17 protein-coding genes are annotated in these 25,692 nt (G+C 46.4%); 9 read left to right on the top strand and 8 right to left on the bottom strand.

Annotation, left to right across the window (positions count from 1 at the left end):
- The first annotated feature begins 9 nt into the window (after window positions 1-9).
- The 6 genes from QY318_02570 to QY318_02595 all read left to right on the top strand — a co-directional run bounded on the left by QY318_02570 (window position 10) and on the right by QY318_02595 (window position 7,427).
- The gene (locus QY318_02570) at window positions 10-633 is read left to right on the top strand and encodes a hypothetical protein (GenBank protein ID WKZ30708.1); all 624 of its coding nucleotides are present in this window, start codon (window positions 10-12) and stop codon (window positions 631-633) included.
- Window positions 633-884 (top strand): hypothetical protein, encoded by a 252-nt coding sequence (locus tag QY318_02575; protein ID WKZ30709.1) that lies wholly within the window; start codon window positions 633-635, stop codon window positions 882-884. The genes QY318_02570 and QY318_02575 overlap by 1 nt, the downstream gene beginning before the upstream one ends.
- A 7-nt stretch (window positions 885-891) precedes the next feature.
- A complete protein-coding gene (locus tag QY318_02580; protein WKZ30710.1) occupies window positions 892-3,549 on the top strand; it encodes a hypothetical protein in 2,658 nt (885 codons plus the stop codon).
- A complete protein-coding gene (smpB, locus tag QY318_02585; protein WKZ30711.1) occupies window positions 3,531-4,004 on the top strand; it encodes an SsrA-binding protein SmpB in 474 nt (157 codons plus the stop codon). The genes QY318_02580 and smpB overlap by 19 nt, the downstream gene beginning before the upstream one ends.
- A gap of 27 nt (window positions 4,005-4,031) precedes the next feature.
- Window positions 4,032-4,715, top strand: a complete 684-nt coding sequence (locus QY318_02590) for a hypothetical protein (GenBank protein ID WKZ30712.1) — start codon at window positions 4,032-4,034, stop codon at window positions 4,713-4,715.
- Window positions 4,716-4,826: 111 nt separating this feature from the next.
- On the top strand, window positions 4,827-7,427 hold the full coding sequence (locus QY318_02595) for a type IV secretion system DNA-binding domain-containing protein (GenBank protein WKZ30713.1): 2,601 nt from the start codon (window positions 4,827-4,829) through the stop codon (window positions 7,425-7,427).
- Window positions 7,428-7,548: 121 nt separating this feature from the next.
- On the opposite strand, the gene holA is transcribed toward QY318_02595, so the two are convergent.
- The 8 genes from holA to QY318_02635 all read right to left on the bottom strand — a co-directional run bounded on the left by holA (window position 7,549) and on the right by QY318_02635 (window position 19,082).
- Window positions 7,549-8,490, bottom strand: coding sequence for a DNA polymerase III subunit delta (gene holA / locus QY318_02600; protein ID WKZ30714.1), 942 nt, complete (start codon window positions 8,488-8,490; stop codon window positions 7,549-7,551).
- Window positions 8,491-8,513: 23 nt separating this feature from the next.
- Window positions 8,514-10,088: an LCP family protein gene (locus tag QY318_02605; GenBank protein ID WKZ30715.1), complete on the bottom strand. Its 1,575-nt coding sequence runs from the start codon at window positions 10,086-10,088 to the stop codon at window positions 8,514-8,516.
- Between the two features lie 13 nt (window positions 10,089-10,101).
- Window positions 10,102-11,166, bottom strand: a complete 1,065-nt coding sequence (mltG, locus tag QY318_02610) for an endolytic transglycosylase MltG (protein ID WKZ30716.1) — start codon at window positions 11,164-11,166, stop codon at window positions 10,102-10,104.
- On the bottom strand, window positions 11,111-11,596 hold the full coding sequence (gene ruvX, locus QY318_02615) for a Holliday junction resolvase RuvX (protein ID WKZ30717.1): 486 nt from the start codon (window positions 11,594-11,596) through the stop codon (window positions 11,111-11,113). The genes mltG and ruvX overlap by 56 nt, the downstream gene beginning before the upstream one ends.
- Window positions 11,589-13,394, bottom strand: coding sequence for an alanine--tRNA ligase (locus tag QY318_02620; protein ID WKZ30718.1), 1,806 nt, complete (start codon window positions 13,392-13,394; stop codon window positions 11,589-11,591). The genes ruvX and QY318_02620 overlap by 8 nt, the downstream gene beginning before the upstream one ends.
- Window positions 13,395-13,812: 418 nt before the next feature.
- Window positions 13,813-16,818, bottom strand: coding sequence for an Ig-like domain-containing protein (locus tag QY318_02625; protein WKZ30719.1), 3,006 nt, complete (start codon window positions 16,816-16,818; stop codon window positions 13,813-13,815).
- Between the two features lie 100 nt (window positions 16,819-16,918).
- Window positions 16,919-18,277, bottom strand: a complete 1,359-nt coding sequence (locus QY318_02630; protein WKZ30720.1) for a sugar ABC transporter substrate-binding protein — start codon at window positions 18,275-18,277, stop codon at window positions 16,919-16,921.
- Entirely contained in the window at window positions 18,270-19,082 is an 813-nt protein-coding gene (locus QY318_02635) for a sortase (GenBank protein ID WKZ30721.1), read from the bottom strand. The genes QY318_02630 and QY318_02635 overlap by 8 nt, the downstream gene beginning before the upstream one ends.
- 174 nt (window positions 19,083-19,256) lie before the next feature.
- On the opposite strand from QY318_02635, the gene dnaJ reads away from it, so the two are divergent.
- From dnaJ to QY318_02650, 3 genes are all read left to right on the top strand, one after another.
- A complete protein-coding gene (gene dnaJ, locus QY318_02640; GenBank protein ID WKZ30722.1) occupies window positions 19,257-20,351 on the top strand; it encodes a molecular chaperone DnaJ in 1,095 nt (364 codons plus the stop codon).
- 113 nt (window positions 20,352-20,464) lie between these two features.
- A complete protein-coding gene (locus QY318_02645; protein WKZ30723.1) occupies window positions 20,465-24,436 on the top strand; it encodes a hypothetical protein in 3,972 nt (1,323 codons plus the stop codon).
- 39 nt (window positions 24,437-24,475) lie between these two features.
- Window positions 24,476-25,507 carry a Fic family protein gene (locus QY318_02650; GenBank protein ID WKZ30724.1) on the top strand — a complete coding sequence of 344 codons (1,032 nt, stop codon included), beginning with the start codon at window positions 24,476-24,478 and terminating at the stop codon, window positions 25,505-25,507.
- Window positions 25,508-25,692: the final 185 nt, after the last annotated feature.

A 25,692-nucleotide genomic window follows, 5' to 3' on the forward strand; every position in this document is an offset into this window, starting at 1 on the left:
TGAGGGGTGATGCAAGTTCAGATACCAGACAAGTTCAAAATCAATCGCAAATCGTTTGTAACCAAGATTACGCAGGCAAATTCTAGGTCTGCGATTAGCAATTTCTGCGCTTTCCCGAAGAATGTGAGCTTCACAGGCAAGGAGATCGACGAGTGTGTTGTGCTTCTTGTGCGTCGAAGCCTCGTCTCATATTGGCCACAATATCTTCTGATCTTCTTTTTTATTATCGCTCCGATGATATTTGGTGTGCTTCTGAGTGCATGGGATAATGAAAATACCGCCGCAATTGGCTTGGCCGCGACCATACTTTTCTGGTTGTTAGCATTCACAACTGCAGTTGATACATTCTTGAAATGGTTCTACTCGGTAAATATTATTACCGACCAACGCGTCATCGATGTCGACTTTAATAATGTGCTTTATCATAGATACTCTGAAGCTCAGCTTGAGAATATCCAGGATGTGACTCACTCGGTCGCAGGATTACTTGGCTCAATCTTCGATTATGGAGATGTATATATCCAGACTGCAGGTACCAACCCAGAGTTTGTATTTGAGATGGTTCCAAAGCCAAGAATTGTACAGGATACGTTGCAGGACTTACTTGAAATGAAGCAGGAGGGCACACTTTAATGGATTATGTTGGCCAGCTAAACCAAACAGGTGTAGAAGTGCTCAGTCTAAACTTTGCATTTCAATGCCTCTTCTTCGTACTTATTGTCGGATACCTTTTTTATGCCTTCATGCTCACGGTTCGTGTGAGAATACTTTCAGAAACGATTAAAGCGCCCTATAACAATCTTGCTGTCACCATAAGCTATATCCACCTGCTTGTAGCATTAATTGGTGGATTCCTTGCATTGTTGGTGATTCTTCTTGCATAATAGAGGCATGAAAATTCATCTTAAAGATTTTCTGGTCGATAGTCCCGACAGATCCTCGGTAACCAAGATCTTCCGCTCAGACCTCTCGGGTGATATTAGAGGTCACCTGGTAATACTGCTATCGATTAAGGCAAAAGGAAAAGTTGATGTAAACCAGATCGCGCCATTTATTATCAATGGTGTTGGTCTTGGTGCCAAAGCAGCAAAATCTCCGATCGAGTGTCTAAAATTGGGTCTAGAGCAGGGTGAACGACAGCTGCGTGACCTTATTCGCCACGATGGAGAGGCAGAGCTAGGCCTTGATGTGAATCTCTCAATGGTGCTGCTCCAAGAAGGCAAAGCCTATATTGGTATGCTTGGCTCTCATGAGATCCGCCTATACCACGATGAAAATCTGGTAGATGTCACAGAAATCTTAGAAACCAACAATGTCCAAACTTGTAGCCTAGTGATTAAGGATGAAGATTATTTCGTACTTTCATCTTCACGAGCCTTCTTTGACCAGCTGAGCTCTGCTACATCAGGGAGTGCCAAAGAGCTTTTCAACGATATTTCAAACACGCAGAGTGTTCTTGAGCAAGGTGAAGGACTACTTCTACTCTCGACAGGTGTAGATTTTGAGAAGTTTGCAGAGGAATATGCCGCGCCATTTGCGGCTGATCGTGACGACCAGCTTGTTGCACCTCACAATTCAGCGCTTTTTGATGTAGTGCTGACTGAGGATGAGCTAAATGTTAGCGATATTAAGGAAGAAGTTGAAGAGGAGCTAGAGGAAAAGTTGGAAGAAAAAGAGGTTGAGACAAACTCCTTCTTGGATAGTCATGCAGATGAGCCAGAGGTAGGGGCAGCCCAAACTAGGGCGTCCCGGACCTGGGACGCCCCAGAAGCTGAGCCGGCTCCCAGAGCGACTTCTCGAGATGTTTTAGAAACTGAAACCGAAAAATATGTAGAGGAGGTCGATGAGGATCAGCCAGCAAAAGTGCAAGAAGTGCCTGTAAAGTCCAGCTCATATACAGAAAAAATGCGAGATACGTTCAAACCGCTGAGCGTTACGCCAACACCACCCGCAAGTGTGCCCCCTGCCATCTCGACCTCGGCCGCTCCACAAGATATCAAGAAGTTCAAAGATATCCGTAAGCCACTGCGTGAATTTAAGTCAGGCGTAGATGTAGAAGACCTGAAAGGGAAATTCCGCACAGTTTCCAACAAGACTCAGCAAAAATTAAGTCCGGTAGTCAATAAAGTGGGTACAAACCTCTCTAGGAAGTATGACACAGTTTCTACTCGGGTTACCAATAGGCTCTCGACAAAATATGGTCGAAGTCCATGGTTTAAACGAATCATGGCAAAATTAAGCCAGGCTCGAGTAAGCAGCGGTAAGGCACCGGGACTAAGACTTGGTGAGTACAGAGAGAGGGCAAATCGAAGGAGCAAATTCACCAAGATTGCACTGGCGTTTGTTATTGTTGCGCTAATCTTTAGCGGATGGAGAATTACCCAGAATTGGAAATATAAGTCAGAAGTCCACAGCAAATTTGTGAGCTATCTGTCAGCTGTTGAGGGTAGCCTAAGTGAGGCCGAAGCAAAGGTGAATAGTAGCCCGGAAGAAGCCATCCTAGCACTGTTTAATGCACAAAAGAAGATTGACCAGATACCTGTAAGCCTAGATGACCTGTCAGAAGATGATCGTGAGGCATATAGCGACCTTCAAGGACGTGTACTGGGAATCTCCGACCAGGTAAATAAGGTGACGGTACTTTCTGAAGATTCTGGCAACATAAGTCTATTTGCAGATGGCAGGATTGATTTCGACTCAAAGTCTGCACCAACTGACATTGCCATTTTTAGAAACTCTGAGCTGGTAGAGCAGCTATTGATTACCGACAGAGGTACAAGCTCGGTCTACCGAATCCCGACCGTTGGAGGTGATGTGAAGAAAATTCTTGACACAAACGGTGTTGTTAAAACCCCGATGTATATCGATGTAGGAACCAATGGTATATATATTTTTGACGAGACAGCAGGTGTATTGAGAGCTGCGTTTGGTGACTCAGATAGTGAGATCACCACATTCACGACGCTGACTGGGGCAGGCCGAGATCAATTTGAAGGTGCAAGTGTAGATGAGTTTGCCGTATTTACCGCCGCAGACAATCTTTACGTCTTGAGCAAGAGTGCAAACTCTATTTTCAAGTCTCAACGAGCGTCCAGCGGTTCTTACGGATTGCCATTTGTGTATTATGAAAATGCTGTTTTGTCCAGCGGTGAAGATCTTTTTGCTGACTTCAATATCTATGTGATCACAGGCGGGGCTACAGGGCTAAATCGTTATACATTTGATAGCAGGCGGGGAGCATTGACGGAGTTCCCAGTGGAAGTTGCTGAGCTACGCGGATCATTTGAAAATCTAACCGCCGGATACACAGGGGCTGATCTGACCAAAGAGCTATATCTATTTGACAATGCAACCAAGAGGATAATAATCTTGGCGAAGCCTAGTGAGGGTGATAATGCAAATGCTAGCGTGATGGTGATGCAGAAACAGTTTGAGTATAGAGGGGACAATGATGAAATGTTTGAGAATGTCTCAGATATAGTTGTGGATGATGCAGAGCAGTTCATGTATGTCCTTGATGGGACTAAAGTGTGGAAGATCACCCTGTGAGCATAAAAATTATCTCAAAAAACAAGCGGGCATATTTCGATTATGAGATCTTAGAGGAATTTGAAGCTGGAATTGCACTTGCTGGTGCTGAGGTCAAGTCTGTAAAGAATTCCCAAGTTAATCTAGCCGATTCTTTTGTACGGTTTGAAGGCGACCAGGCTTATCTCTGGAACGCAAATATCGCCATGTATAAGCATGCATACGATCCCTCTTACGATCCATTAAGGAGTCGTAAGCTATTATTAAAGAAAGGGGAGATAGATATGCTTCAGAGCAAGGTTAAGCAGGCTCGCCTTACTGTTGTACCGCTAAAGGTATACTTAAGTAGAGGGCTAGTCAAATTATCTATCGGGCTGGTGCGGGGCAAGAAACAGTATGAGAAGAAACTAAAAATTAAGGAGCGTGACCTTGATCGTGAGCTACATAGAGAAAAAAGGGTTCACATGGTAAAATAGCCGACGTATAGTGACAGCAAAAGAGATATGACGCCTAACAATCAAACAAATAATGTTAGCCAGCAGGAACGGGAGCTACTGATCCAGCAGGAAATCCCTAGGTATCTTCAGCGCATGCTTTCTGTAGACCAGTGGGAAAGATTTACACTAGAGCAGAAAGATCTATTGCGCCAATCCGAAAATGGCCTTCCCAAAAATCTAAACGGCATAGTACCAGATAGCATCTGGGGCACACTCCAGCCCGAGCAGAAGCTCGAATTCCTCTTCTCGCACAATCTTCTACCACGCTTTGAGATGACCGCTGACCCGATGGAGGCCGTCTCACACGGTTTCGATGGAGCTATGCAAGGCACTGAGACAATGAGTGTCGAGATGGCAGAAGAAGCAGAGTCACAGGCGGTAGAGGTACCGTTACAGCAAGAATCGAAGGAGCAGTTCACCCAGGCGGTAGAGAGGATGAATCAGGTAGAGGAGCAATATAGCACTGATGTGGAGCCACAGCTCCCACCAGAAGATGTCAGACACCTGGATAATGAAAGAGGCAGGAATCTCCTCCTTTCATCACCCACGATAGTTGGCCACCGCCCATCCGACGATCTTCTTGCCAACTATAAGAAGTATGCAGATGGTAACACCACACAGAGCAAGACCTGGATCTCCACAATGATCCAGAAGTTTGTTGACTCAATCGGTCTGGAAAGAGTCGAATAAGCAGCAAAATGTCGCTTTGAGACCTCGCTTTCCGATAGTTCATATGCTATCCTGATTTAGTATTTAAAAAGCTTTCGGATAGATGTTTGGCAATTCACAAACATCGTAGGGATGCTTTTAACTAGAGAAATGTTTATGTTGACTGTCCCACAAAATTCTCAATCGAATCTAGAGATCTACGCCTTTGATAATGATGGCGGCGTTTTGTCGCAGGTTGTCGGGCCATCTCCATCGAGTGAGGATGTTGAGAATAATGTCGACACGGTTTATCCGGATGATAGCTTTGCCCAAGAAAGCAATGGAGCCGCTATCTTCACCTGGGTGCTGCTGGTGGTTTTCCTCCTGTTGCTTATCGGATCTGCGGCTGGACTGCTCTACCTTTACATGAACCAGCTGAAGCGAAAAGACCGCGAGCATAAGACGAAAGAGGGTGTACTGTTCGAGGTGAAAGTGCCACGAGGCAATGAAACTGAGGTAGGTGTGGCCGAATCGATGTTTGCAAACCTTTATGGAATAGGCGGAGTTGGCGACGGCATTAAGAAATATATGACAGTGAGCAACAGCATCAGCTTTGAGATTGTAGGATTACCAGGAGAAATCCGCTTCTTCGTTTATGCGCCGAAGAAATTCGCTGACCTCGTTGAGAAGCAGATACTCGGCTCCTATCAGGATGCTGAGATTACAGTTATCGATGAGCACAATATCTTCCACGACGATGCACAGGTTGCTTACGCACAGCTGGACATCACAGATGAGCGGTACTATCCGATAAAAGTTGCTGAAGATTTTAAAGGCGATCCAATTGCAAATATCCTCTCAACCATCAGCAAGATGGGCGACAAAGAGGGCGCAATGATACAGATTGTGATCTCTCCTGCAGGATCTAGCTGGCAGAAATCAGGACGCAAATTTGTATCCAGCGTTGAAAGCAACAATGCCGATCCCGAGAAGAAACGAATGAACGTCAGCCAGGAGCAGCTCCAGGCCATTTCAAAGAAGACCAGCAAGATCGGCTTTAACACCGCTATTCGTATCGTCGCCAGCTCGCCAAATGTCGAGATCGCAAAAATGCACGTCAACAACATTATTGGTGCATTCGACCAGTTCTCAAACCCTGGCATCAACAACCTAAAGAAAACCAAGATTCGCACCGGCGATGAGAAAGAGTTTATGCACAACGTAATCTATCGACGCATGCCGCTAAAGACCAAGACAGTCTTAAATATCGAAGAGCTCGCCTCAATCTACCACTACCCGAATCAGGAGGTGACCACTCCAAACATTAACTGGCTGCTCGCCAAAGAGGCTCCCGCCGCCAACTGGGTCAATTCAGATATCCAAGGCCGCGACACGATCTGGATAGGTAACAACTATTTCCGAGGGAATGTTCAGCCGATCTGTATGGCTCGTGAGGATCGAATGCGACACAGTTATGTAGTTGGACAGACAGGCTCGGGTAAGTCGTGGTTCCAGCTGCGCATGATTATGCAGGATATCTATAATGGTGACGGTGTATGTGTAATGGATCCGCACGGCTCTTTGGCCGAAATGGTGCTAGAGAGGATTCCACATGAGCGAGCCGAAGATGTTATCTATTTCAATGTAGCCGACTTTGAGAGGCCACTAGGCTTCAACCTGATGGATTTCCAGAACGAGCAGGATAAGCACCGCGTGGTAAACGGATTTATCGGATTGCTAAAGAAGCTTTTCGACCCAAATGAGCAGGGTATTGTCGGTCCAATCCTCGAGCGTGCCGTCCGAAACGCTATGCTCACCGCAATGTCCGAAAAAGGCTCTACGCTAGTTGAAGTTGTACGTATCCTGACCGACGAGAAATGGGTAAAGGAGAAGTGGCTCCCAATAATCCAGGACGACCTTGTAAAGCGATACTGGACCGACCAGATAGCCAAGACTACCGAGCAGCAGAAATCAGAGACGCTCGGCTATATCGTCTCGAAATTTGACCGCTTCGTCACAAACTTGGCAATCCGCAACATCATCGGCCAGTCCGAGTCATCATTTAATGTGCGTCAGGTAATGGACGAAGGTAAAATCCTTGTAATCAACCTCTCGAAAGGCTTGATCGGTGAGGAAAATGCACAGTTCTTGGGTATGCTGGTGGTACCGAAGATTATGTCTGCTGCTTTGAGCCGTGAAGATCTGCCTGAAGATCAGAGGCGCGACTTCTTCTTCCACGTCGACGAGTTCCAGAACTTCGCAACAGAAGAGTTCGCAGGAATTCTCTCAGAGGCTCGTAAATATCGACTCTCGCTAAATGTCGCAAACCAGTATATCTCGCAGATGCCAGAGAAGGTGCGTGATGCTGTCTTCGGTAACGTCGGCTCAATGTTTATCGGCCGCGTTGGCGCTGAAGATGCAGAGTTCCTCCAGAAGCAGTTTGAGCCAACTTTAACCTCCAACGACCTGCTCAACCAGCCAAATATGCATTACTATGCCAAGATGCTCACGGATGGTAAGTATTCACCTCCATTCTCGCTCGACCCGAAGTATGGTCCGAAATTCCCAGAATCTGGCTTCAATCTACCGGTAAATCAAGATGTCGCGGAGCTTATCAAGAAGCTATCCCGATTGAAGTATGGCCGCGACGTAAACATTGTGGAGTCGGAGATGAATCAGCGAGCCGATCTTGCCGTAAACCCTGGTGCTCAATCGGACAATATGTCGGCGCCACCGCCGTTGTCGTTTAAGTAGGGCCGCTAACTTATAGTGCGCGGTTGTGACTCGCACATAAAGCATTCTCAGGAAATCATTAAACGTGGATTGGAAATTTTACTATCGTACTTAACCTTCAGCGCACTATAAGTTAGCGGCCCTACATTATCGCAATCAACAACGTCAGCCCAAGCTTCCCATCTATCTCGCCAGTTTTCATCTGGTAGTCGAGATTGGCCAATTTGTCATACAAGGTAAATAGCCTCTCATAGCTCGTGTCGTCGGCAGCTTTGACTAGGGCAGGGACAGTAAAAGGTGGGATTTTAAGCTCTTTGGCGATCGCTGAGCTGTCATATCCCTCGTCTCGTAGGCTCTTGCACAATAGAAGTGAGCGAGTATTGCGCACAATCATTGCTAAGATATAGATCGGGTCGACTCGATTCTGAAATAGGTTCTCGAGGATCTCGATTGGCGGATAATCGTTGCGACCATTAATGCTGTCGATCAATGCCCAAATATCGCTCTCATACGTATCGATAGCTGTATCTTTGATTAATTGAGCGGTGACAATCTTCTCTCCGGAAAGAGAGATCTTTTTTAGACTATTCATGAAGCGCTCTGGCTCGTAATTTGAGATTTCGGCAAGCGAGTAGAGTGTGGCTCTGTCAGCTTTTATATCGGGGTAATCCCGCTTGATCTCCTCGGCGGCCCAGCTCATAAACGATTGCTTGTTTAGTGGTGCAGATTCAAACGCCGCTTTCTGGTTGCCAAAAAATTTAAAAAACTTGGTGTTTGAGGCAATTTTCTGATCCTCCCACAAGATGGTGTTGCGACTCTCGTCCTCATTGCTTAGGAAATTCTTGAGCCTCTCAAAGAGCTGCTCTTTCTGCTTATTTCGGTAGAGGCGTTTGAGTAGGATGTTTTTGCCCGGCGAAAACATATCGACAGTCTCGCAGATTTTTATAATCTCGCCGGCATCAACTTTTTCGCAGTCCAGCACGACTTTCCCGAAATCGGGTCTCTCCTCGCAAAATTTCTGAAATGCACTCCTGGCTGCACGCAAGGATAGATAGCTCTCTTTGCCGTGATATAGCTGAAACATCTCTCCTTCTACGCTAAGCTATATTAATTGGGCTGTGCCTCACTCTCGGTCGTGGCTGACGCAGTGGCCGGATCTGTCGCTAGCATGATTGATACATGCTCATTATAAAGCTTGGTCGTAACAAATGCAGGCTTCTCTGTATTGGTGATGTTTAGATGCTGTTTAAATACCTCAAAAGTAGCGGTCATTTTCTCACTCTCATTATTATAGAAGATACTATTTTCTGTTTGGTCATTCCTCAATGTGCCGGCAAAGACGATTGCATTAAACGGATACTGCTTCTGGAGGTCGGTTGCGACCTTCTGAGTTGCAGCATAGCCGAGCCCGACGTCATAAACATACACGATAGATTTCTCAGAAAGGAATGCAGGATTCTCCATTACCAAGTCTACATATGTGTGGATATCGTCATACTTGCCAAGCCCAAGTCTTGGTCCAATTGCATAGATATTCTCGGCAACACCAGTCTTGACCAATTTTGAATTGCCAACAGAAGGGTCAAGTACAAATGAGTAGCTGTTGCTCGCTTTTAGCTCATCGGCAAGTGCAAGTGCGGCCTTCACCTCGTCAAGCGAGTAATCTGAAATCACTGTATTTTTGCTCAACGATTGTGCAATGCTCAGAACTTTATCCGGATTGAGCAGTGTCTCAGAAGATAGTACCTTATCCATCACGGCGTTGATAACTTTCTGCTGCCTTCTGGCACGAGCGTAGTCAGAGCCCTCTGGTCCCTGTGCTTTACGCGATCTTGCATACTTAAGTGCGGTCTCTGCATCCATAGTTTGTGGGCCTTCGGTAAATTTCACTGTGACATATGGAGGATTTGAGCCTTTTGGGTTTGGATATTGATAGTCAGTGAAGCTATTGTCTACATAAACATCAACTCCGCCAACGATATCGATTACCTCCTTAAATCCACCGAGATCGACCATCCCGTAATATTGGATCTCAACTCCAAGCAGATCTTCAACAGATGTGACGAGAGCCGGGAGTCCAGTACCCTCAGTTTGTGCTTCGTATCTATTGTAGATGCTGTTGATTTTCACATACCACTTCTCACCAGGGATGCCCGCGTAGAAGTCGCGGGGGATTGAGAACATCACAATATCGTTGGTCTCATAATTGTACGAAACCAAGATGATAGTATCTGTGTTTTGTAGGCCGTCGCTATATTCTCGCGTGTCTTTACCGACAATCAAGATATTGGTATAGCCACCTGTGCTATCTTTCTTTAGTTCAGGCTCCTTGCCGATCGTAGTGACGGTAGAGATAGTATCAATAACTGTGAGGTCGAGCCCTGCGCCTTTTGCCAGCTGTTTTGCGCTAAACCATATCCCACTGATTGAGAGTACGAAGATAAGTAGTGGGAGCATTTTATAGGCAGCTCGGAAAAGCTTCGATTGACCCAATGGTTTCTTCACACCTTTGTTTCTCTGTGGTGCGTTTGGCGTCTTCTGCTCAACAGTTGGCCTTACTTCTACTTCATTAGCATTTTGCTTCTGAAGTGACCCGTTCAGGGTGATCTTGGTGTTGCTCTTCTCTGGTGGTGCTACTGGCTTCGGTGTTGTTTTGGAGTCGGAAAGATTTAGATTTACCATAGCTTAATACGTTTTATTGAAGATAGTTACGAATATTTTCGTTATGCTCAGCCAAAGTCCTTGCTGGATACATTACATTATTTTCGTCATGAATGTAATAGTAATACAGGGTATTTTCAGGATTTTGCGCGGCTTGTAGTGATGAGAGACCAGGATTGCAGATAGGGGTAGGGGTAAGCCCAAGTCTTGTTCGTGTATTGTATGGATGGTCCTCTTCAAGATCTTGGAAGGTCAATTCGTACTGCCAGTCACCATGGTAGTAAAGGTTCGCTGCATCTATACCTAGGAACCACCCCTCATCAACACGCTTCTGGATAATATCTGAAATAATATATCGCTGCTCTTCGGTTTTTGCCTCGCGCTCAATTAAGCTGGCAACAATAAGCTCTTCATAGCTGTAGTTCCCACCTGTTTTAGTCTTGAAATTCGCCACCATACTCTCAATTACCTGCTCGGTTGTGGCTTCTACCGAGAAGAGGTACTTATCTGGGAAGAGGTATCCTTCTAATGTGGTGGCAGGGGAGAGTCCAAGCTGTGCGATATATGTCGGATCATCAAAATAGTCTATAAATAATGCCTTATCAAACTGTGCAACTTCATATCCAGCAAACTGTTCCTCAACAATATCAGCTATCTCATCATATCTCTTCCCCTCGGGCACTGTTACCCATACAGAAGGGATTCCTGCATCCTGTAGTGCCGCAGCAAGCTCTTTGACTGAGAGGTTCTTTGCTAATTCAAATTGACCTGCCTGAAGCTTTGGCGCCAAGTCATTTAGCTGAAGGTATGCTAGGAAATAAAGCTTTCGTTCTGGTTGAAGTAGCTCAAGAGATATAAGCGCATCTACAATTTCTTCTGGGGTATCTCCTGGATCAACGATAAAAATAATTTTCTCTGATGATGCTGAGTTAGCAGCCTCGATCTCCTGGTTATACTTACCCTGTACAAGAATAAACGCAGTTGCTCCGACAAGTAATACTAATAGTAGAAATGCTAAAAATGCTTTGAACGGCGAGCGCTTCTTACTCGTCGGTGGTTGTTGGCGTATGTTGTTTGGCTTGAAGGCGCTGTTCTGCATCTAAATATTCCTTAAGAAAATTGGCCGCAGCCAAAGAATCTATTTTATCCTTATATTTTTTACGAGATTGACCTAATGATAGTAACATATTTTGCGCCCCCTTTGTAGAAAAGCTTTCATCAAAAAACGCCGTATCTAGTGGTGTTTTATCTCTAATTGCCGCTGCAAAGTGCTCGATCTTTTCGCGGATCTCCTCGTGGCTAGCAACAAATGCCTGTGGTAAGCCGATTAGGAGGCTTTTCACCCTATATTTCTCAGCTGCAGCAAGCAGCTCCGTGATTACCAACTCCTCGCTCTTATTTCGCGTGATGTGGATAACTGGCAAAGGACTTGCAATGAGTCCTTTGCTATCACTGACCGCAAGTCCGATCCGCTTGCTGCCATAATCAATTGCCAATATAGGTTTTTCTAATGTAGTACTGTTATTCAAGGATTGCTTTAATACGTTTAATTCCGGCACCTACATTCTCCTGCTTTACAATCTTAAATCTGCCAAGCTCTCTGGTATTGCTGACATGTGGCCCATTGCAGATCTCTACAGAGAATGGTGTTTCTTTGCCACCCATCCAGTATACCTTAACCATCTCGCCATATCGCTCAGAAAATGCAGCGTACGGTACTAGCTCCAACGCCTTATCCTTCGGCATCTCTTCCCAGGTAACCTCAAGCCCTGCTTCGATCTGGGCGTTCACCATCTCTTCAACTCTCTTGATCTGCTCATTGGTGAGCTTCTCATCATTTGGGAAATCCAATCTTAGTCGATCTGGAGTAATGTTGCTTCCTTTCTGATAGATATGATCTCCGAGAGTTTTATACAGTGCCGCCAGGAGCAGGTGAGTGGCTGTGTGGAGCTTTGTGCTACCCTCTGAGGTGTCTGCGAGACCTCCCTTGAACATACCCTTGGCTGCTGTTCGCGACTTGCTCTGATGCTCCTCATAGGCTTTGTTGTGATTAGCCCAGAATGTCTCCTCGTTGACCTCGATACCACGAGTGCTCAGCTCTTCTAGAAGCATCTCTGGTGGGAATCCATATGTCTCGTAAAGCTTGAATGAAGCTCCATCTTCGTTGGTAAAAACTTTTTCACCGTTCTTGGTAAGACCTTCCACTTCACGCAACCCTTTTTCGACTGTCAGGTTGAATTTTCGTTCCTCCTCCTCGAGGATATTTAGGATCTCATCTTTTCTTGGCTCTAAGTTTTCATGCACTGGCTTGAACTGCTCAATAGCTACCTCACCGACTTTTCGGGTGAATTCACCCTCTATGCCAAGCTTTCGCCCGTGCCTGATTGCCCGGCGGATCAACCGCCTCAAGATATACTCGCGCTGCGTCCTACCTGGCACCACACCATCCGCAATCATCCAGGTTGCCGCTTTGATATGGTCAACGATTATCCGGATCGAGTTTTCGATATCGTTGCTTGCAAGCTCTTTAACCTGATCATAGATCGGCTTGTAAATATCTACCTGGTACACATTATCCACGCCCTGCAAGATCATAGCGATACGATCCAAGCCACCGCCAAAGTCTACATTATGTCTGCCCAGCGGTTTATACTCTCCACCCTCTTTCAGGTACTGCATGAACACATTATTGCCGATCTCTACATACTTCACTCCGTCGCTTGCCACGTTGCTATCCTCGACCGTTGGCTCTACACCCATGTCGTAGAACATCTCGCTGTCAGGTCCACATGGGCCACCACCATCTAGCTCCCACCAGTTCTCAGACTTCGGATGTGGCTGAATTCTCTGATCTCTGCCAACTTGTGCATCGATGCCATAATCAGCAAACACTTTCTTCCAGATCTCGACAGCATCTTCATCCATAGGCACGTCTTCATTGCCTTCGAACACTGACACATATATCTTGTTGATATCGAATCCTAGCTTATCCACATAGTAGCCAACCGAGATCTTGATGGCCTCCTCTTTGAAATAGTCATTGAGCGACCAGTTCCCGATCATCTCAAAAGCTGTGAGGTGAGAGTGATCGCCGACCTCCTCAATATCGATAGTCCTGATGCATCTCTGTACATCCGCCAATCTTGTCCCTTCAGGATGGGCCTCGCCAAGCAGAAAAGGCACCAATGGAAACATACCCGAATTTACAAATAGCACTGTGGGGTCATTCTCCGGCACCAGCGATGCGGATGGGATGATGGCATGACCATGCTCTTTTAAATGGTCGAGATATAGCTGCCTTGCTTCTAGGTATGTAAGGCTTTTCATATGTCTTAATGTATTCTTTCGATAAATTTAGCTTTGTCTGCGCCCGATCAGAGATCGCTCAGACCCGATCGGGTCTGAGCACTTCGGGTCTGACCCGACCCGAGGGCAAATAAAAACCGCCCTTCTCACATGCAAAACGTCTGCAATTCAGACACCTCGCATATAATAAGGACGGTTGTTACCGTGGTACCACCTTAATTTCCATCTATGTTGCCACAGATGACTTATCAACTGATTTCAAACCAGTCCTCTATATTTTGTAGCTACATTTAGAGTTGTGTATCTAGTCGGGTGTTTCTCCTTATGAGAGGTCACTTTCCTAGCTCGCTCACAGTTGGCCAGACCGAAGTCCTCTTACTGATCTGCGCGATCTACAGGGGTAATTCTATTGGAATGACGGCCTAATGTCAATTTTCGCCTAGAAGCGAGGCGGTTGAGGCTGGGCTGGATTTGAAGGCTGTGAGGTAGAGGCTGTTGGCGTGACTGATGGTGGAGCTGGCTGAGTAGGTGTAGTAGTTGTGACAGGTGTGGTTGTGGAAGCTGTTGGAGGTGTTGCCGGCGAAGCTGCAGCGACAGGTGGTGTAGAAGCTCCAAAAGAAGCGTTGTTTACGGTAGATGTCGGCTGTGTGTTTGTAGGCACAGGAGCTGGGGTATTAGGCCTGGCAGCGCTGCTGACTGATACCGGAGCTGGTGCAGGCGTGGCTACCGGAGCATTGGTTGGAGTGTTGGTAGTGGTGCTAGATACTGATGTCGGAGCTGGCTTAGGTATTACCGGAGCAGATGAGGCTGGTGTCGCTGGCGCTACTGTTTTAGGTGATGCGACTGGTGTTGTGGAGGCGGCAGTCACTGGCTTCGGCGCTGGCATAGAAGTAGTAGGAGCAGCAGGAGTCATAGGAACAGTAGGAGCAGCGGCTTTTTGCTTGTCGCTATAAAGCGAGGTCCTGTCGTCTGATTCCTTCTTTAATTCTTCGGCCAGCTTTTGCAGCTCGCTTGAGTCCATCGAGTCGTCTACCTCTGGCTTTGCACTACTACTGAATGCGGCGCTTGGTGGATATTCTACCCCTGGCCTAGATTTCTTCGGGGTTGGAGTAATCGCACTATCTTTGCTTTCTGTTTTTTGAGTTGCTTGAGTGGGCTGGGCGGTAGCTGCTGGCCCGCTCATCGCGAAAAGGGCGTCCTTGCTCACATTTGGTGCGCTGGAAGCAGCAGTTGAAGCAGTGGTGGCCTTGGTATCTGACGGAGCCGGGTTGTATGGTGTAGGCGTAGTAGATGATTGGGTCGGGCCGTATGGAGTAGGCGTAGTAGATGATTTGGTCGGGCCGTATGGAGTAGGTGTAGTAGGTGATGGAGTCGTGCTTTGACTTGCTGGTTTTGCACCAGCTGTTTGGAATACCTGTGTCCCGCCGCTTGGCTGAGCTCCAGCCGAAGTCGGAGTTGCAGAAACAGCCGATGACACTGAAGTTGGAGCAGGGGCTGTAGAAGCCACAGTAGAGAGTGATGTCGGGGTGGCCGTGCTGCTCTCTCGGGTTGATTTCTCCACGATAGTCCTCTCAGGTATGACGACATGCTCAAGCTTCGTATTCACGCCTGCTTTTTCTTCGGCTGCGCCAACTACGAGACTGCTCTTCACGACCGGTACCTCATCGCTCTTCTTGACCGGTGTGTTCATGCCCTCTTCAGGTTTATACACCACAGGTGTATAGGTAGTAGAGCCATCTTCGGTCTCAACTTCCACTGTACCCTTGGTATACGTGACCTCATCCGGTGGAGGTGGTGCCGTCGGGTAGATATCATATTCATACTCATCCTCGTCATCTCTCCATGCTAGATATAACAGCCATGGGATCATAAGGGCAAGAAGTAGGACGACCAGCCCAGCACCTATTATGTAGGCTGTGCGCTTGCTAATCTGGAATCCGAGGATATTGAAATAATCATCGTCGCCATCACCAGATTCAAGCTCAAATGTCCATTCTCTTGATCCTTTCTTTCCATCCGATGTCTCAAATTCTACATATATCTGGTGCTCGCCGATCTCTAGATCTTCTGTTGGTCGGTAGATTATCTTCACCTCTGAAGCGGTGATCTCTGCTACATCGAGCTTATCTGTCAGCTCCTCCTCATCAACTTTGAAGACGATGCTATCGAGGTCAACTTCTGTGTTGTCAGCAGCGATTAAGGTTGCGCTGATCGTGACTCGCTCATTGGTGACAGTGCTCTTATTGGCGGGCTGGATATTTGTGACCTGCGGCTCAATTATAACTGGACCATCATCAGGATCCTTATCTGGATCATCCGGATCGGTCACTGGAGGTAGAATCGAATTTACGGCAATCTCTTGAGATACACCTGTGCCGATTGCGGCTGGGTCTTGATTATCTACAGCCTGCACGATTACTTTGTAGATTCCAGGTACTAGATTTGATGTGTCTAGGAGATATCGACCGACTTGATATGAGAGGTTCTCGTCGATGGCTATCCAGGTATTAGAATTGCCTGGGTTGGTAGCAATATAGAGGCGATATTGAGTGATCTGGTTTCTATCAGTCGCGCTCCAAGCAATTGTGAGCATATCGCCCGCTGTAATCTCGATGCGGTTGGCGGGCTCAGTAATTGTCACCACAGGTATATCATTTTCTGTGGGCTCGACACTTATTACCCACGATTGCGAACGTAGATGGGTATTATAGCCATCATGGATAAAAACATTGGCTAGGAAGCTGGCGTAATCTTCAGGCGTACCAGTGAAATCAAGAACAAGTGATCCATCAGATCCATCCTCTACCACATTCATCCGGAGCCAATCTGCTCCAGGTGTAAATGAGTAAGCGTAACGGATATTGTCTCCATCCGGGTCTGTTGCTCGAAGCTGATATCGATATGTATCTTCTAGCCCGATCACGCTTGATGGCGTGGCGCTGGTGTAAGGATCAGTATTGAATACTGGAGCGCTGTTTTCGGTGACGACGCTTAACACATTCCCTCGAGAATCCGCTAGTACGCAAGGGTAAGCCCGGACATTCGTCTGCATTACACCGAGGAGCCTTGCTTCACCTCGTATTCTTGCAGTGTAGGTAAAGGCCTCGGCAATCTGTGTCGGCTGATCATCGTATCCTCGCTGATAGATCTCAGCTCCGCTCTCATCGGTTATCGAGAGGTCAGTGATATACTCACCCTCTTCTTGTACATTTCCAGTAAGCCCAATCTGGGTAACAGATCCTTCTTGGATACTCTCTGGGTTTACATATATGAAATTCATAGCGCACAGGTTGACCTGCGCTGCTTCAGTAGCATCGCTCCGTGAGTCGAAAGAATCTCCTTGGACCAACGCATAAACGGCTAAAGGTATCGCCAAAACGACAAATGCAGATGCAATTACTGATGCTTTTAACCTTTTTCTCTTGGAAAGTCTCGGAGCTTTCATTGTATCAATATACTACAGAATATTTTGTAACAGCAAATTGTTTTCCAGTGCCAACGAGGAAAAACCAGGGGCAGAATTTTGTGCCGATGGAAAATTTAAATTAAGATTCTTCTTCTGTGGCAAAAAGGTCTGCTAGACGTTCATTTATATCCTCTTCCGCCTCGAAGAGTGCCTGCTCGGCCTGTACGTTATTCTCTGCTACATCTGTAATCGCATCTCGCAACCTCTGCTCAATATATGTCTGCTCACCCATCTTCCACGCGGTCATATTTGGTGCCATCTCGATTATTGCCGCTACATATGGCTGGTCTGCTAGCTCGGAGCCCATTGATTCTCTAGAGTACGGCTCACCAAATGCTCTTACCTCGGAAGAGTTGGAGTAAAATTTCTTTAGCTGTGCCTGCTCGCTCAGCCAGCCAATAAATTTCCACGCCTCTGCCTGGTTGTCGCTCTTGGCTGATACGGCCTCTGCCCAATACATTGAGTAATAGAGCTCTTCGTCAACAATTATTGGTGTCGTGGCTATGCCAAATTCTAGCCGTGGATTGGCGTTCAAAATGTCGAAAGCCCTCCAGCTTGGCCCGAACATCATCGCCAGCTTGCCAGAGTAGAACATCTCTAGATCATTTGGCAAATCTGCAGACCATGTCTGGTGCTCGGCCAAGAAGTCGACATAGAAGTTCATCGCACTGACAGCTCGATCTGAGTCGAGGTCTACCTCTGTATTGAAGTTCTGGTTTATCTCGGCGCCATTCTGTAGCATGAGCAGTGAGAGAATATCGGCTGAATGCACTACATTATCTGCGCTACCCATCGATATGCCCGCCTGAGTAATCTGCCCAGATCCATCGCGTACCGTTAACTCCTTAGATAGCTCGATCAAAGAATCCCAATCTGTTGGAGGTGCATCAACTCCTGCTGATGCTAAGATCTCCTTGTTATAGAAAAGTGCTAGTCCATCTATCTCGAGAGGGATTGCATACAGGTTCTGGTTGGTACCGGTGAGATCAGCCTTGGCAGTGGGGTAGAAGGTGTCAGAGTATTCTGCTGATGAGTACACTGCCTCAGGCACTGGTGAGAGGTATTTTTGGAATTTCGGCAGCCATGTGTTGTTCATCCTGAATATGTCAGGCGCAGGTGTGCCTTCAATAGAGCCCTGCTCGATCCTGGTGTACACGTTCTCTTCATATTGGGTGAACGATTTCTGAGTGTACTTTATGGTGACATTCGGATTTTCATCTTGGTACTCGTCGATCAGGGGCTGCATCACCTCTTCCGACTCCCATAAGCCCCAATACTCGAGGACAACTGCAGAGTTGTTATTGTTATTGTCATCATCATTATTGTCATTGTTGCTGTTGTTGTCACCACCACTATTAATGAATGAGACAATCAGCAATATCCCTACAATGACAGTGAGGGCGACTGCACCAATAATTATCCATTTCTGCTTATTCATTTTCTATTCGTTCAGCGGTCACAATTAATCTGTTCGTTCCGATGCCAGCTGGGTGGCAAGTCATCAATGTTACAGTTTCTTTTCGTCCTTGCACTTCTAGTATTGAGAAATCATTCGGATCAACTATCTTCTTTTTTCTCACTACATATGTGTAAGTCTTGCCATCTTTACTGATGTCCACTGAGTCACCAAGCTCAATGTCTTCAAGTCGTGTAAATATCGTCTCTGGGTTCTCCTCGTGAGCGCTAAAGTATGATTCTACAGCGCTATGCCCGTAGATGAAGGCATTTCCGCCATCGCCCGGTAGAGAAGTCCCTTTGAAATGAGCTACACCATTTTTCAACACTCGATTATATATATTCTCGTCATAGCTTTCTACATTTGGTGCAACATTGATCGAGTTTATCTGAAGCGATGCGATGGTAATGGCCATCGGTTTTGCGTAGCTTTCATCAATTACAATCTCACGAAAGCGGTTTGTTTCTGGATCAATAGTGCTTTGAGCAGATGCCCCAAGCACCTGAGCCTCCTGGATCAGATTTTCAAAATAGCTCACTGATGGATCCCAATACGCGAACTCACCCTCAATCTCTCGCTTATATGCTCCTGGCACCGGACTAATTAGCTCTTTGTTCTGGGCTTGAAGCAGCTTCCCTTTGACAAACGACTCGGTTAGGGGGATGAGCTGTGTCATTAATATAAAGATGCCTCCCACCGCTAAGAATATAGAGATGCCTACACGAAGCACCTTAGCGATGCCTTGCTGGACACGTTTCTCCTTTTTTACATTCCACTGGTCGGTCATTTCATGATTGCTGGGACGACAGTAATTAAATGTTATCGGCCCTTGCTGGTAAATACTATAATGGATTCGGTTCGGCTATTTCAACTATTTCTTAATGTCCGGTTAAATCTGCATGCAAATAAATGCGCTACAGGACTAGCAATCTGGTTAATCGTCTGCTAAAATTTCCATGCTATGAGCAAACGTGATTACTATGAAATTTTAGGTGTGCCCAAGGAGGCAACCGAGCGAGATATTAAAAAGGCTTTTCGTAAGCTGGCGAAAGAGTATCACCCCGATCACAATAAGGCTCCAGAGGCGGAGGAGAAATTTAAGGAGGTGAGTGAAGCATATGAGGTGCTTTCTGACGATAATAAGCGAAAAGCGTACGACCAGTACGGCCATGCTGCCACAGATGGTTTTTCAGGTTTTGGTGGAGGATATGGTGATGGCGGATATGGCGGGGCTACGTTTGATATGGGCGATCTAGGAGATATATTTGGGCAGTTCTTCGGTGGCGCAAATGTTGGTGGGTTTAACTTCGGTGGTGGAGCCAGACAGGAGAGAAGCTTCAATGGAGAAGACCTTCGATACAGAATCAAGCTGGGATTCATGGATGCTATCAAAGGTGGGGAGTATGAGATCGAAGTAAGTAAAAATGTAGAGTGCGAAAAATGCGCTGGAAGCGGCAGCAAAACTGGCAAAACCAAAGGCTGTAAGACATGTGGTGGCTCAGGTAGGGTGCAGCGCGTGCAAAATAGCTTCTTTGGCGCAATGTCATTTGTAAGCGAGTGTCCAGAGTGTCATGGTGCCGGCCAAGTACCCGAGGAGAAGTGCTCAGAGTGTGGTGGTGATGGGGTAAAGAGGGTGAAGAAAGAGATAAAGATAAATGTGCCAGCTGGTGCATATGACGGGATGGTATTGCGCTTTACAGGAAGCGGTGGTGCAGGAAGAAGAGGTGCAGCTGCCGGTGACCTATATATTGAGATAGCGGTTGAGTCTCACGAGATTTTTGAGCGTCGGGGCAATGATATATATGTAACACAAGATCTAGATGTGGTTACTGCAACTCTTGGTGGTGAGATCTCTGTGCCCACTGTTGATGGTGAGGTGAAATTAAAGATTCCAGCAGGAACCCAGCCTGGCGCAATATTCAGGATTAAGGATAAGGGAGCCACAATCCCTGGGCGGACCGATAGAGGTGATCAGTATGTCAAAGCCAACGTGATAATTCCTAAGAAGCTATCGCGCAAGGAGAAAAAACTGTGGGGCGAGTTGCAGCGAAATTGATAACTGGGTAGTATATTCCTATGAATAGTGTAAAAAGTTCTAGGCCACGGAAACTGTTGTATGTGGCGCTTGTTATTTTACTGCCGCTTTTAGTGTTGTTAGCGGTCATTCTTTTGCAGAAAAGCGGAATCGAGGAGGTGTATGTCGCCAATGCCACAGATCGCAACCTAACTGCTATTGCAATTATTGATCCAGATAAAGAGCTCCTAACAGGCGAAGCAATTCCGATACTAAATGGCGATGCACTATCTCAATGTGTCGAAGAATCGGTTACCCCTTGCTTCTCCGAGCGGCATAGCAGCGAGAGATTTCTTTACGCAAATATCAATAATCTTGAAGCAGGCGCCAACTATGAAATAGCCTGGGCAAATACAGCTGCATCGAAGCTTCTGAGGACGGGTCTGGTCACAGCGGATGGTAGCACTACTACTATTACAGAGGAGCTTCCACAATTGGATCGTCTATATGGCCGAGTTGTGAATCGAGATGAGCTTGGTGTTGAATCAGCGTTGGTCGTAGTTGATGAAATGGAGACAGTGAACCTAGGTAGGCTCGCCGCGATTACAAATGGCGATGGAGCATACTCTATCTCTTATGACGAAAACCGCGCAGGCAAAAACTACCTGCAAAATATTAAGGTAATCTCCTCTGATGGTGAAGAGACCGAGTATATGACTGCTTCATTTTGGAATAAGCCTGTAGCCGACCTGGTGGTCGGTGAGGAAAGTGGCGATATTTTGGCATATGGGGCTTCTACGGTGAATGAGTCGCTAGTGGGCAAAGTAAATGCAGCGAACTCATGTGTGACCGGTACACAATATGCCGGCATCCGTATACAGTGCAACGATAAGATACATTGGACCGAAGAACTAGACACAACTGTGTGCCCTTCAAATGAGAAGCGATTTAAAGTCGGTTTGGTGAAGCATACCACCTCTACCCAGTACCATAAGCCAGAAAGTGTCACGCTCAAGCTGCAAGATTCTCAGACTGGTGAATTCTTAAAAGATCCTGCGACTGGCACAGATCTGGTAATAAAAAATGGTGGATACATATACTATGAGCAGCTCGGCATCTCCTACGGGAAGAAGTACACAGTACATGCGTATGATGGCACTGTAGAGTGTACAAACAGGGAGAGTCTGAAGCCTTCTGTGACTATAAATAAACCAAATGGTACTCCAGCTAGCTCGAGCGGGAGTGGTAACAGTGGATCTGGAAACACCGGTAACTATGCCAATAACCCTGTTCGCCCTGACTCAGCAGGTGTGATTCCAGCCTCTTCCACCTCAGCCAATATGTGCAAGAAAATTGGCGAAAATTTTGCGGTCCCTTATGAGGTAAATGGTGATGTTCTTGGCAAAGCAAGCAGCTTAGGCATGAGGTGGGGTGAAGCAATAATAACTGACCTTGGTGGTATGGAGGCATACGCCAATACTGTGGTAAAAGCTGATCAGCTGGGGATGTCGATGCTCTTAAGGATCTGTTACAAAGGAAATTGTCAGATCCAGAACGGCAGTGAGTATGGTAATCGTATAGTTGAGGCGTATGAAGCGCTAAAGTCGTCTGGCAGGCTGCCACAGAACGGTATCTTCGTCCATGTTGGTCATAACGAGCCAAATAACGCCGAGTATATCGACCCTAATCAGGAAGCGGCTTTTGTACATGACACAATCAGAGTGCTTGAAAACTCGGGCTATCTCTCGAAGAACCCAGACGATGCTGGTATTAAAGCAATCAGCCCTAATCTTGACCTCTATATCTCCGGCGATGGCCAGTGGCCAGGCTGCTCAGATTGCGATGATCCCAACCCGCATCCAAACTATACCGCTACCTCGTATGTGCGACTCATGATGAATCACTCGGGCTTCGCGGATGTTGTAGACAGCCTTTACGCCTGGGCCGTGAATGACTATATCCACGAGCGTGGAGCCGATAATGTTCCACAAGATGTACGAAATTTCATCGCAAGCCTGCCAGGTGGCTCTACCAAGCAGGTTATGGTGACCGAGCTCGGCCGGATCAACACCTCGCACGGCCTCGATACATTGGCTACTGCTATAGCAGAGCTAGAAGCGATGGAAGAAGTAGAAGCGGTATTGCTATTTAATAGTCTCGGTGCAAACTCAGATGGTGCATTTTCATATCATAGCGAGCTCCACAATAACCCAGACCTTATCAAGCAGATGATCGCAAACTGTACGATTGGCTCATTCAGAGTGCCGCAAGAGGGCTCGGTAGGCGCACGAGTAGAATTGAGTGGCTACTCTGGCTCGTCTAGTGGGTCACGACCATACTCCGGCTCAGTTGGAGTAAGCGGCTACACCGCAACTACTGGTGCGAGTGGTAGCTACGGATCCTCGATGAACGGTCAAGACCCATGTCTTGGCAAGGCATGTACCAGCTCAATGCATGACAGCAAGGCTGTCGCCGAGGCAGGCATGATGAATGGAACATTTGAAGAGGGCTTCACCCAGCAAGGAAGAAGTGAGTTGGAGACGCCAAACTATTGGCATCCATGGTATGAGCATCAGTGTCATGGTACCTGTGGGATTTTTGAATGCCGCAGCGGCCCAGAATTTTGTCGCGCTCCAGAATTTAAGCCTACTGAAGGTCAAGGTGGCACAGTCTCTAAGCATTTCGCGACCTACAGCACACAGCACGCTGGTATCTATCAGAGAATACATCTAGGTCAGGGAGGTACAAATATTGTAGAGTTCCGCGCGAAAGGTGGAGCATTCACCGAGCTCACCCCAGACGAGCGCGAGTCCGGTATGCTGATGATACATAATACAAAAGGTCGCATCGGCATAGACCCGACTGGTGGTATTGATCCATTTAGCAGCAATATAATCTGGTCGGAATGGAAAGATTTTCCAAATGGAGGAGCGTCAGGTGAATTTGTAGCCCTCACAGTTGAGACCTCGACACGCTCGGAGTTCATCACTGTATTTACCGCAGGCAACAACCAATACCCATATCGAACAGTCGACGTGTATTGGGATAATGCCGAACTATATTTGAAAAATGAAGGCGTGACATTACCTGCTATCGGTCAGGGTGAGTATACGGGCAGTGATATTCCAAGTGACACGGGTGGTGCGGTAGCTACTCCGGCCGATTTTGAGTGCGATGGTAGTGAGTCAACCGGTCCGAATGGTGACGCAGCATGCTGGAGTGGCTCAAACGCAAATTGTCCTGATGGGATTTGTGGAAATGCGAGATATTACTCAGACCTGACTGTGCAAGATAGTAGCGGAGGCAATGTACTAGGTGCCAAGGTAGCAACAGAGGAAGTATTAGGTGTATCTGACAATGTAATGACCGTCGATATCCCAGCTGAAAGCGAGTATGAATTGAAGTCAGACAATTTTGAATTCTCAAACGGCATGATCGCAAACTATGAAAAGGGTGCGAAAAGCATCCCGCTCTTCCAAGATCTGAATGGCAACGGCAAGCATGACGACGATGAGCCATATGTGCCAAAAGGTCTCTCTAATGTTGAAATCACAAAGGTCGGTGGTGTGACCCAGATGGAGCTAGTGCCAGGTATCAATATCGTCTCAATGCCTCTTTATACAGAGGATTTTGATACCGCGGCCAAGATAGTTGACCAAATTGCAGCAGCTGGAGGATATGCCACCTCAGTTGGTACATATCGCAACTTTGGAGCTGCTCCTGGATGGAATGTATACAACCAGCGCGGAGATCAGGCATATTCCGATGATTTCGCATTCGTGCCTAACGACGCGGTCTACATTGTGGTTCAGCAAGAGGCCACTTTGCAGTTTAGAGGCTCTACATATGTAGACCCGGTCGATACATATCTAAAGCCGGGTTGGAATCTAATCGCGCTCAAGGGTAGCAACAGCCAGTACAGCATCCAGACATTGTTAGCCACGATAAATGAGCAGACAGGTGTAAATGCAAGGGTTGGAGCGATCTGGAGTCAGGGCAAGGGTAAGTACGATACATTTGTATTAGAGGTGGATGGGGATATTTATGGCGCGAATTTTATTGTGCCTGATGATGTGGGTGTGTTTATATTCGTAGATTCGGGGTCGGGCTATTGGACGCCGGAGTAGCCTCTTGACTTACGACTATAATACGACTATAATACGACTATGTTTTCACCTAGGTATACGATAACTGACGCTCTTGCCACCAATATGCGCGAGATCGGTAAGATTATCGGTGAGCTTAACAGTAAAGTGCTTTCAAGTACCGTTCTGACGGATATGGAGCGAGACGCACGTGTATTGTCGGCTCATTCCTCAACTCAAATAGAAGGTAATCCGTTGCCCCTCACCGACGTAAAGAAGATCATCAAATCTAGGCCAGAGAATTTGCGGGATACCGAGCGAGAAATTCTGAATTACAACAAAGCAATTTTAATGCTCGATGAGGATATTAGGTCCGCAAAAGTATCTGATCTATCCAACGTGTACATCTGCAAGATTCAAAGTGTTGTGATGAATGACCTAATAAGTCAGCCATACAACGGTAAATACAGAACTGAGCCTGTGTTTGTAAATGATCCAGTAAAAGGTGAGACAATCTATTTGCCTCCTGATGCCAAAGATGTAGAGCCTTTGATGAATGAATTAATTGTATTTATAAATGAAAGTAAAAAACGAGTTGACCCTCTAATTATTGCAGGGCTATTTCATAAACAGGCAGTGATAATTCATCCGTTTATGGACGGTAATGGCCGGACTACTCGGTTGGTCACAAAAATGTTGCTAGCAGAGCTAGGTATTAACACTTTTCCACTGTTCAGCTTTGAGAATTACTATAACAAGAATGTTACAAACTATTTTAAGAATGTTGGGGTTTTCGGTAACTACTACGAAATTGCTGAGAATATCAATTTTACAGAATGGTTGGAATATTTCGCGATTGGAATCATTGATGAATTGAATCGTGTGAAGTCGCAATTGCCACAATATGAGGAGAGAATTGAGTCTCATCACAAAAAGATACTAGAGTATATTAAAGAGCATGGCTCTATAACGATGAGAGAGTACGAGGGTATTACGGATAGAGCAAGGGCGACGAGAATAATGGATTTTAAGAGGTTAGTAGATTTAGAGATGATTAGCTCTGTGGGTGTAGGCAAGTCAACGTACTATGTTTTAAAAAGGCATAGCTCGTGAGGTAGGGAATCGTCGTGTTATGGACATAGCGCTGTTTGCGTGCTACAATAATCTCGGAAGTTATGTAGGGAAGGTGAGTTTAGGCTCACCTTTTTTTTACCCCGATGATTTGTGACCTGTTGATTGAGAGTTGAGGGTAACTTCACACTCTTAACCACGCGGTTTACATAAATCTGTTATCATAA

Source organism: Candidatus Dojkabacteria bacterium, from assembly GCA_030583845.1.
In the GTDB taxonomy this organism is placed as follows: domain Bacteria; phylum Patescibacteriota; class Dojkabacteria; order SC72; family JAHDCA01.

What these genes read in the sequence shown, in the direction of transcription:
- QY318_02575 (WKZ30709.1), top strand. Translation starts at nt 633, where the DNA reads ATGGATTATGTTGGCCAGCTAAACCAAACAGGTGTAGAAGTGCTCAGT.
- QY318_02570 (WKZ30708.1), top strand. Translation starts at nt 10, where the DNA reads ATGCAAGTTCAGATACCAGACAAGTTCAAAATCAATCGCAAATCGTTT.
- QY318_02580 (WKZ30710.1), top strand. Translation starts at nt 892, where the DNA reads ATGAAAATTCATCTTAAAGATTTTCTGGTCGATAGTCCCGACAGATCC.
- mltG (WKZ30716.1), bottom strand. Translation starts at nt 11,166, where the DNA reads ATGCAGAACAGCGCCTTCAAGCCAAACAACATACGCCAACAACCACCG.
- QY318_02590 (WKZ30712.1), top strand. Translation starts at nt 4,032, where the DNA reads ATGACGCCTAACAATCAAACAAATAATGTTAGCCAGCAGGAACGGGAG.
- holA (WKZ30714.1), bottom strand. Translation starts at nt 8,490, where the DNA reads ATGTTTCAGCTATATCACGGCAAAGAGAGCTATCTATCCTTGCGTGCA.
- QY318_02635 (WKZ30721.1), bottom strand. Translation starts at nt 19,082, where the DNA reads ATGACCGACCAGTGGAATGTAAAAAAGGAGAAACGTGTCCAGCAAGGC.
- QY318_02595 (WKZ30713.1), top strand. Translation starts at nt 4,827, where the DNA reads ATGCTTTTAACTAGAGAAATGTTTATGTTGACTGTCCCACAAAATTCT.
- QY318_02620 (WKZ30718.1), bottom strand. Translation starts at nt 13,394, where the DNA reads ATGAAAAGCCTTACATACCTAGAAGCAAGGCAGCTATATCTCGACCAT.
- QY318_02605 (WKZ30715.1), bottom strand. Translation starts at nt 10,088, where the DNA reads ATGGTAAATCTAAATCTTTCCGACTCCAAAACAACACCGAAGCCAGTA.
- QY318_02650 (WKZ30724.1), top strand. Translation starts at nt 24,476, where the DNA reads ATGTTTTCACCTAGGTATACGATAACTGACGCTCTTGCCACCAATATG.
- QY318_02630 (WKZ30720.1), bottom strand. Translation starts at nt 18,277, where the DNA reads ATGAATAAGCAGAAATGGATAATTATTGGTGCAGTCGCCCTCACTGTC.
- QY318_02625 (WKZ30719.1), bottom strand. Translation starts at nt 16,818, where the DNA reads ATGAAAGCTCCGAGACTTTCCAAGAGAAAAAGGTTAAAAGCATCAGTA.
- dnaJ (WKZ30722.1), top strand. Translation starts at nt 19,257, where the DNA reads ATGAGCAAACGTGATTACTATGAAATTTTAGGTGTGCCCAAGGAGGCA.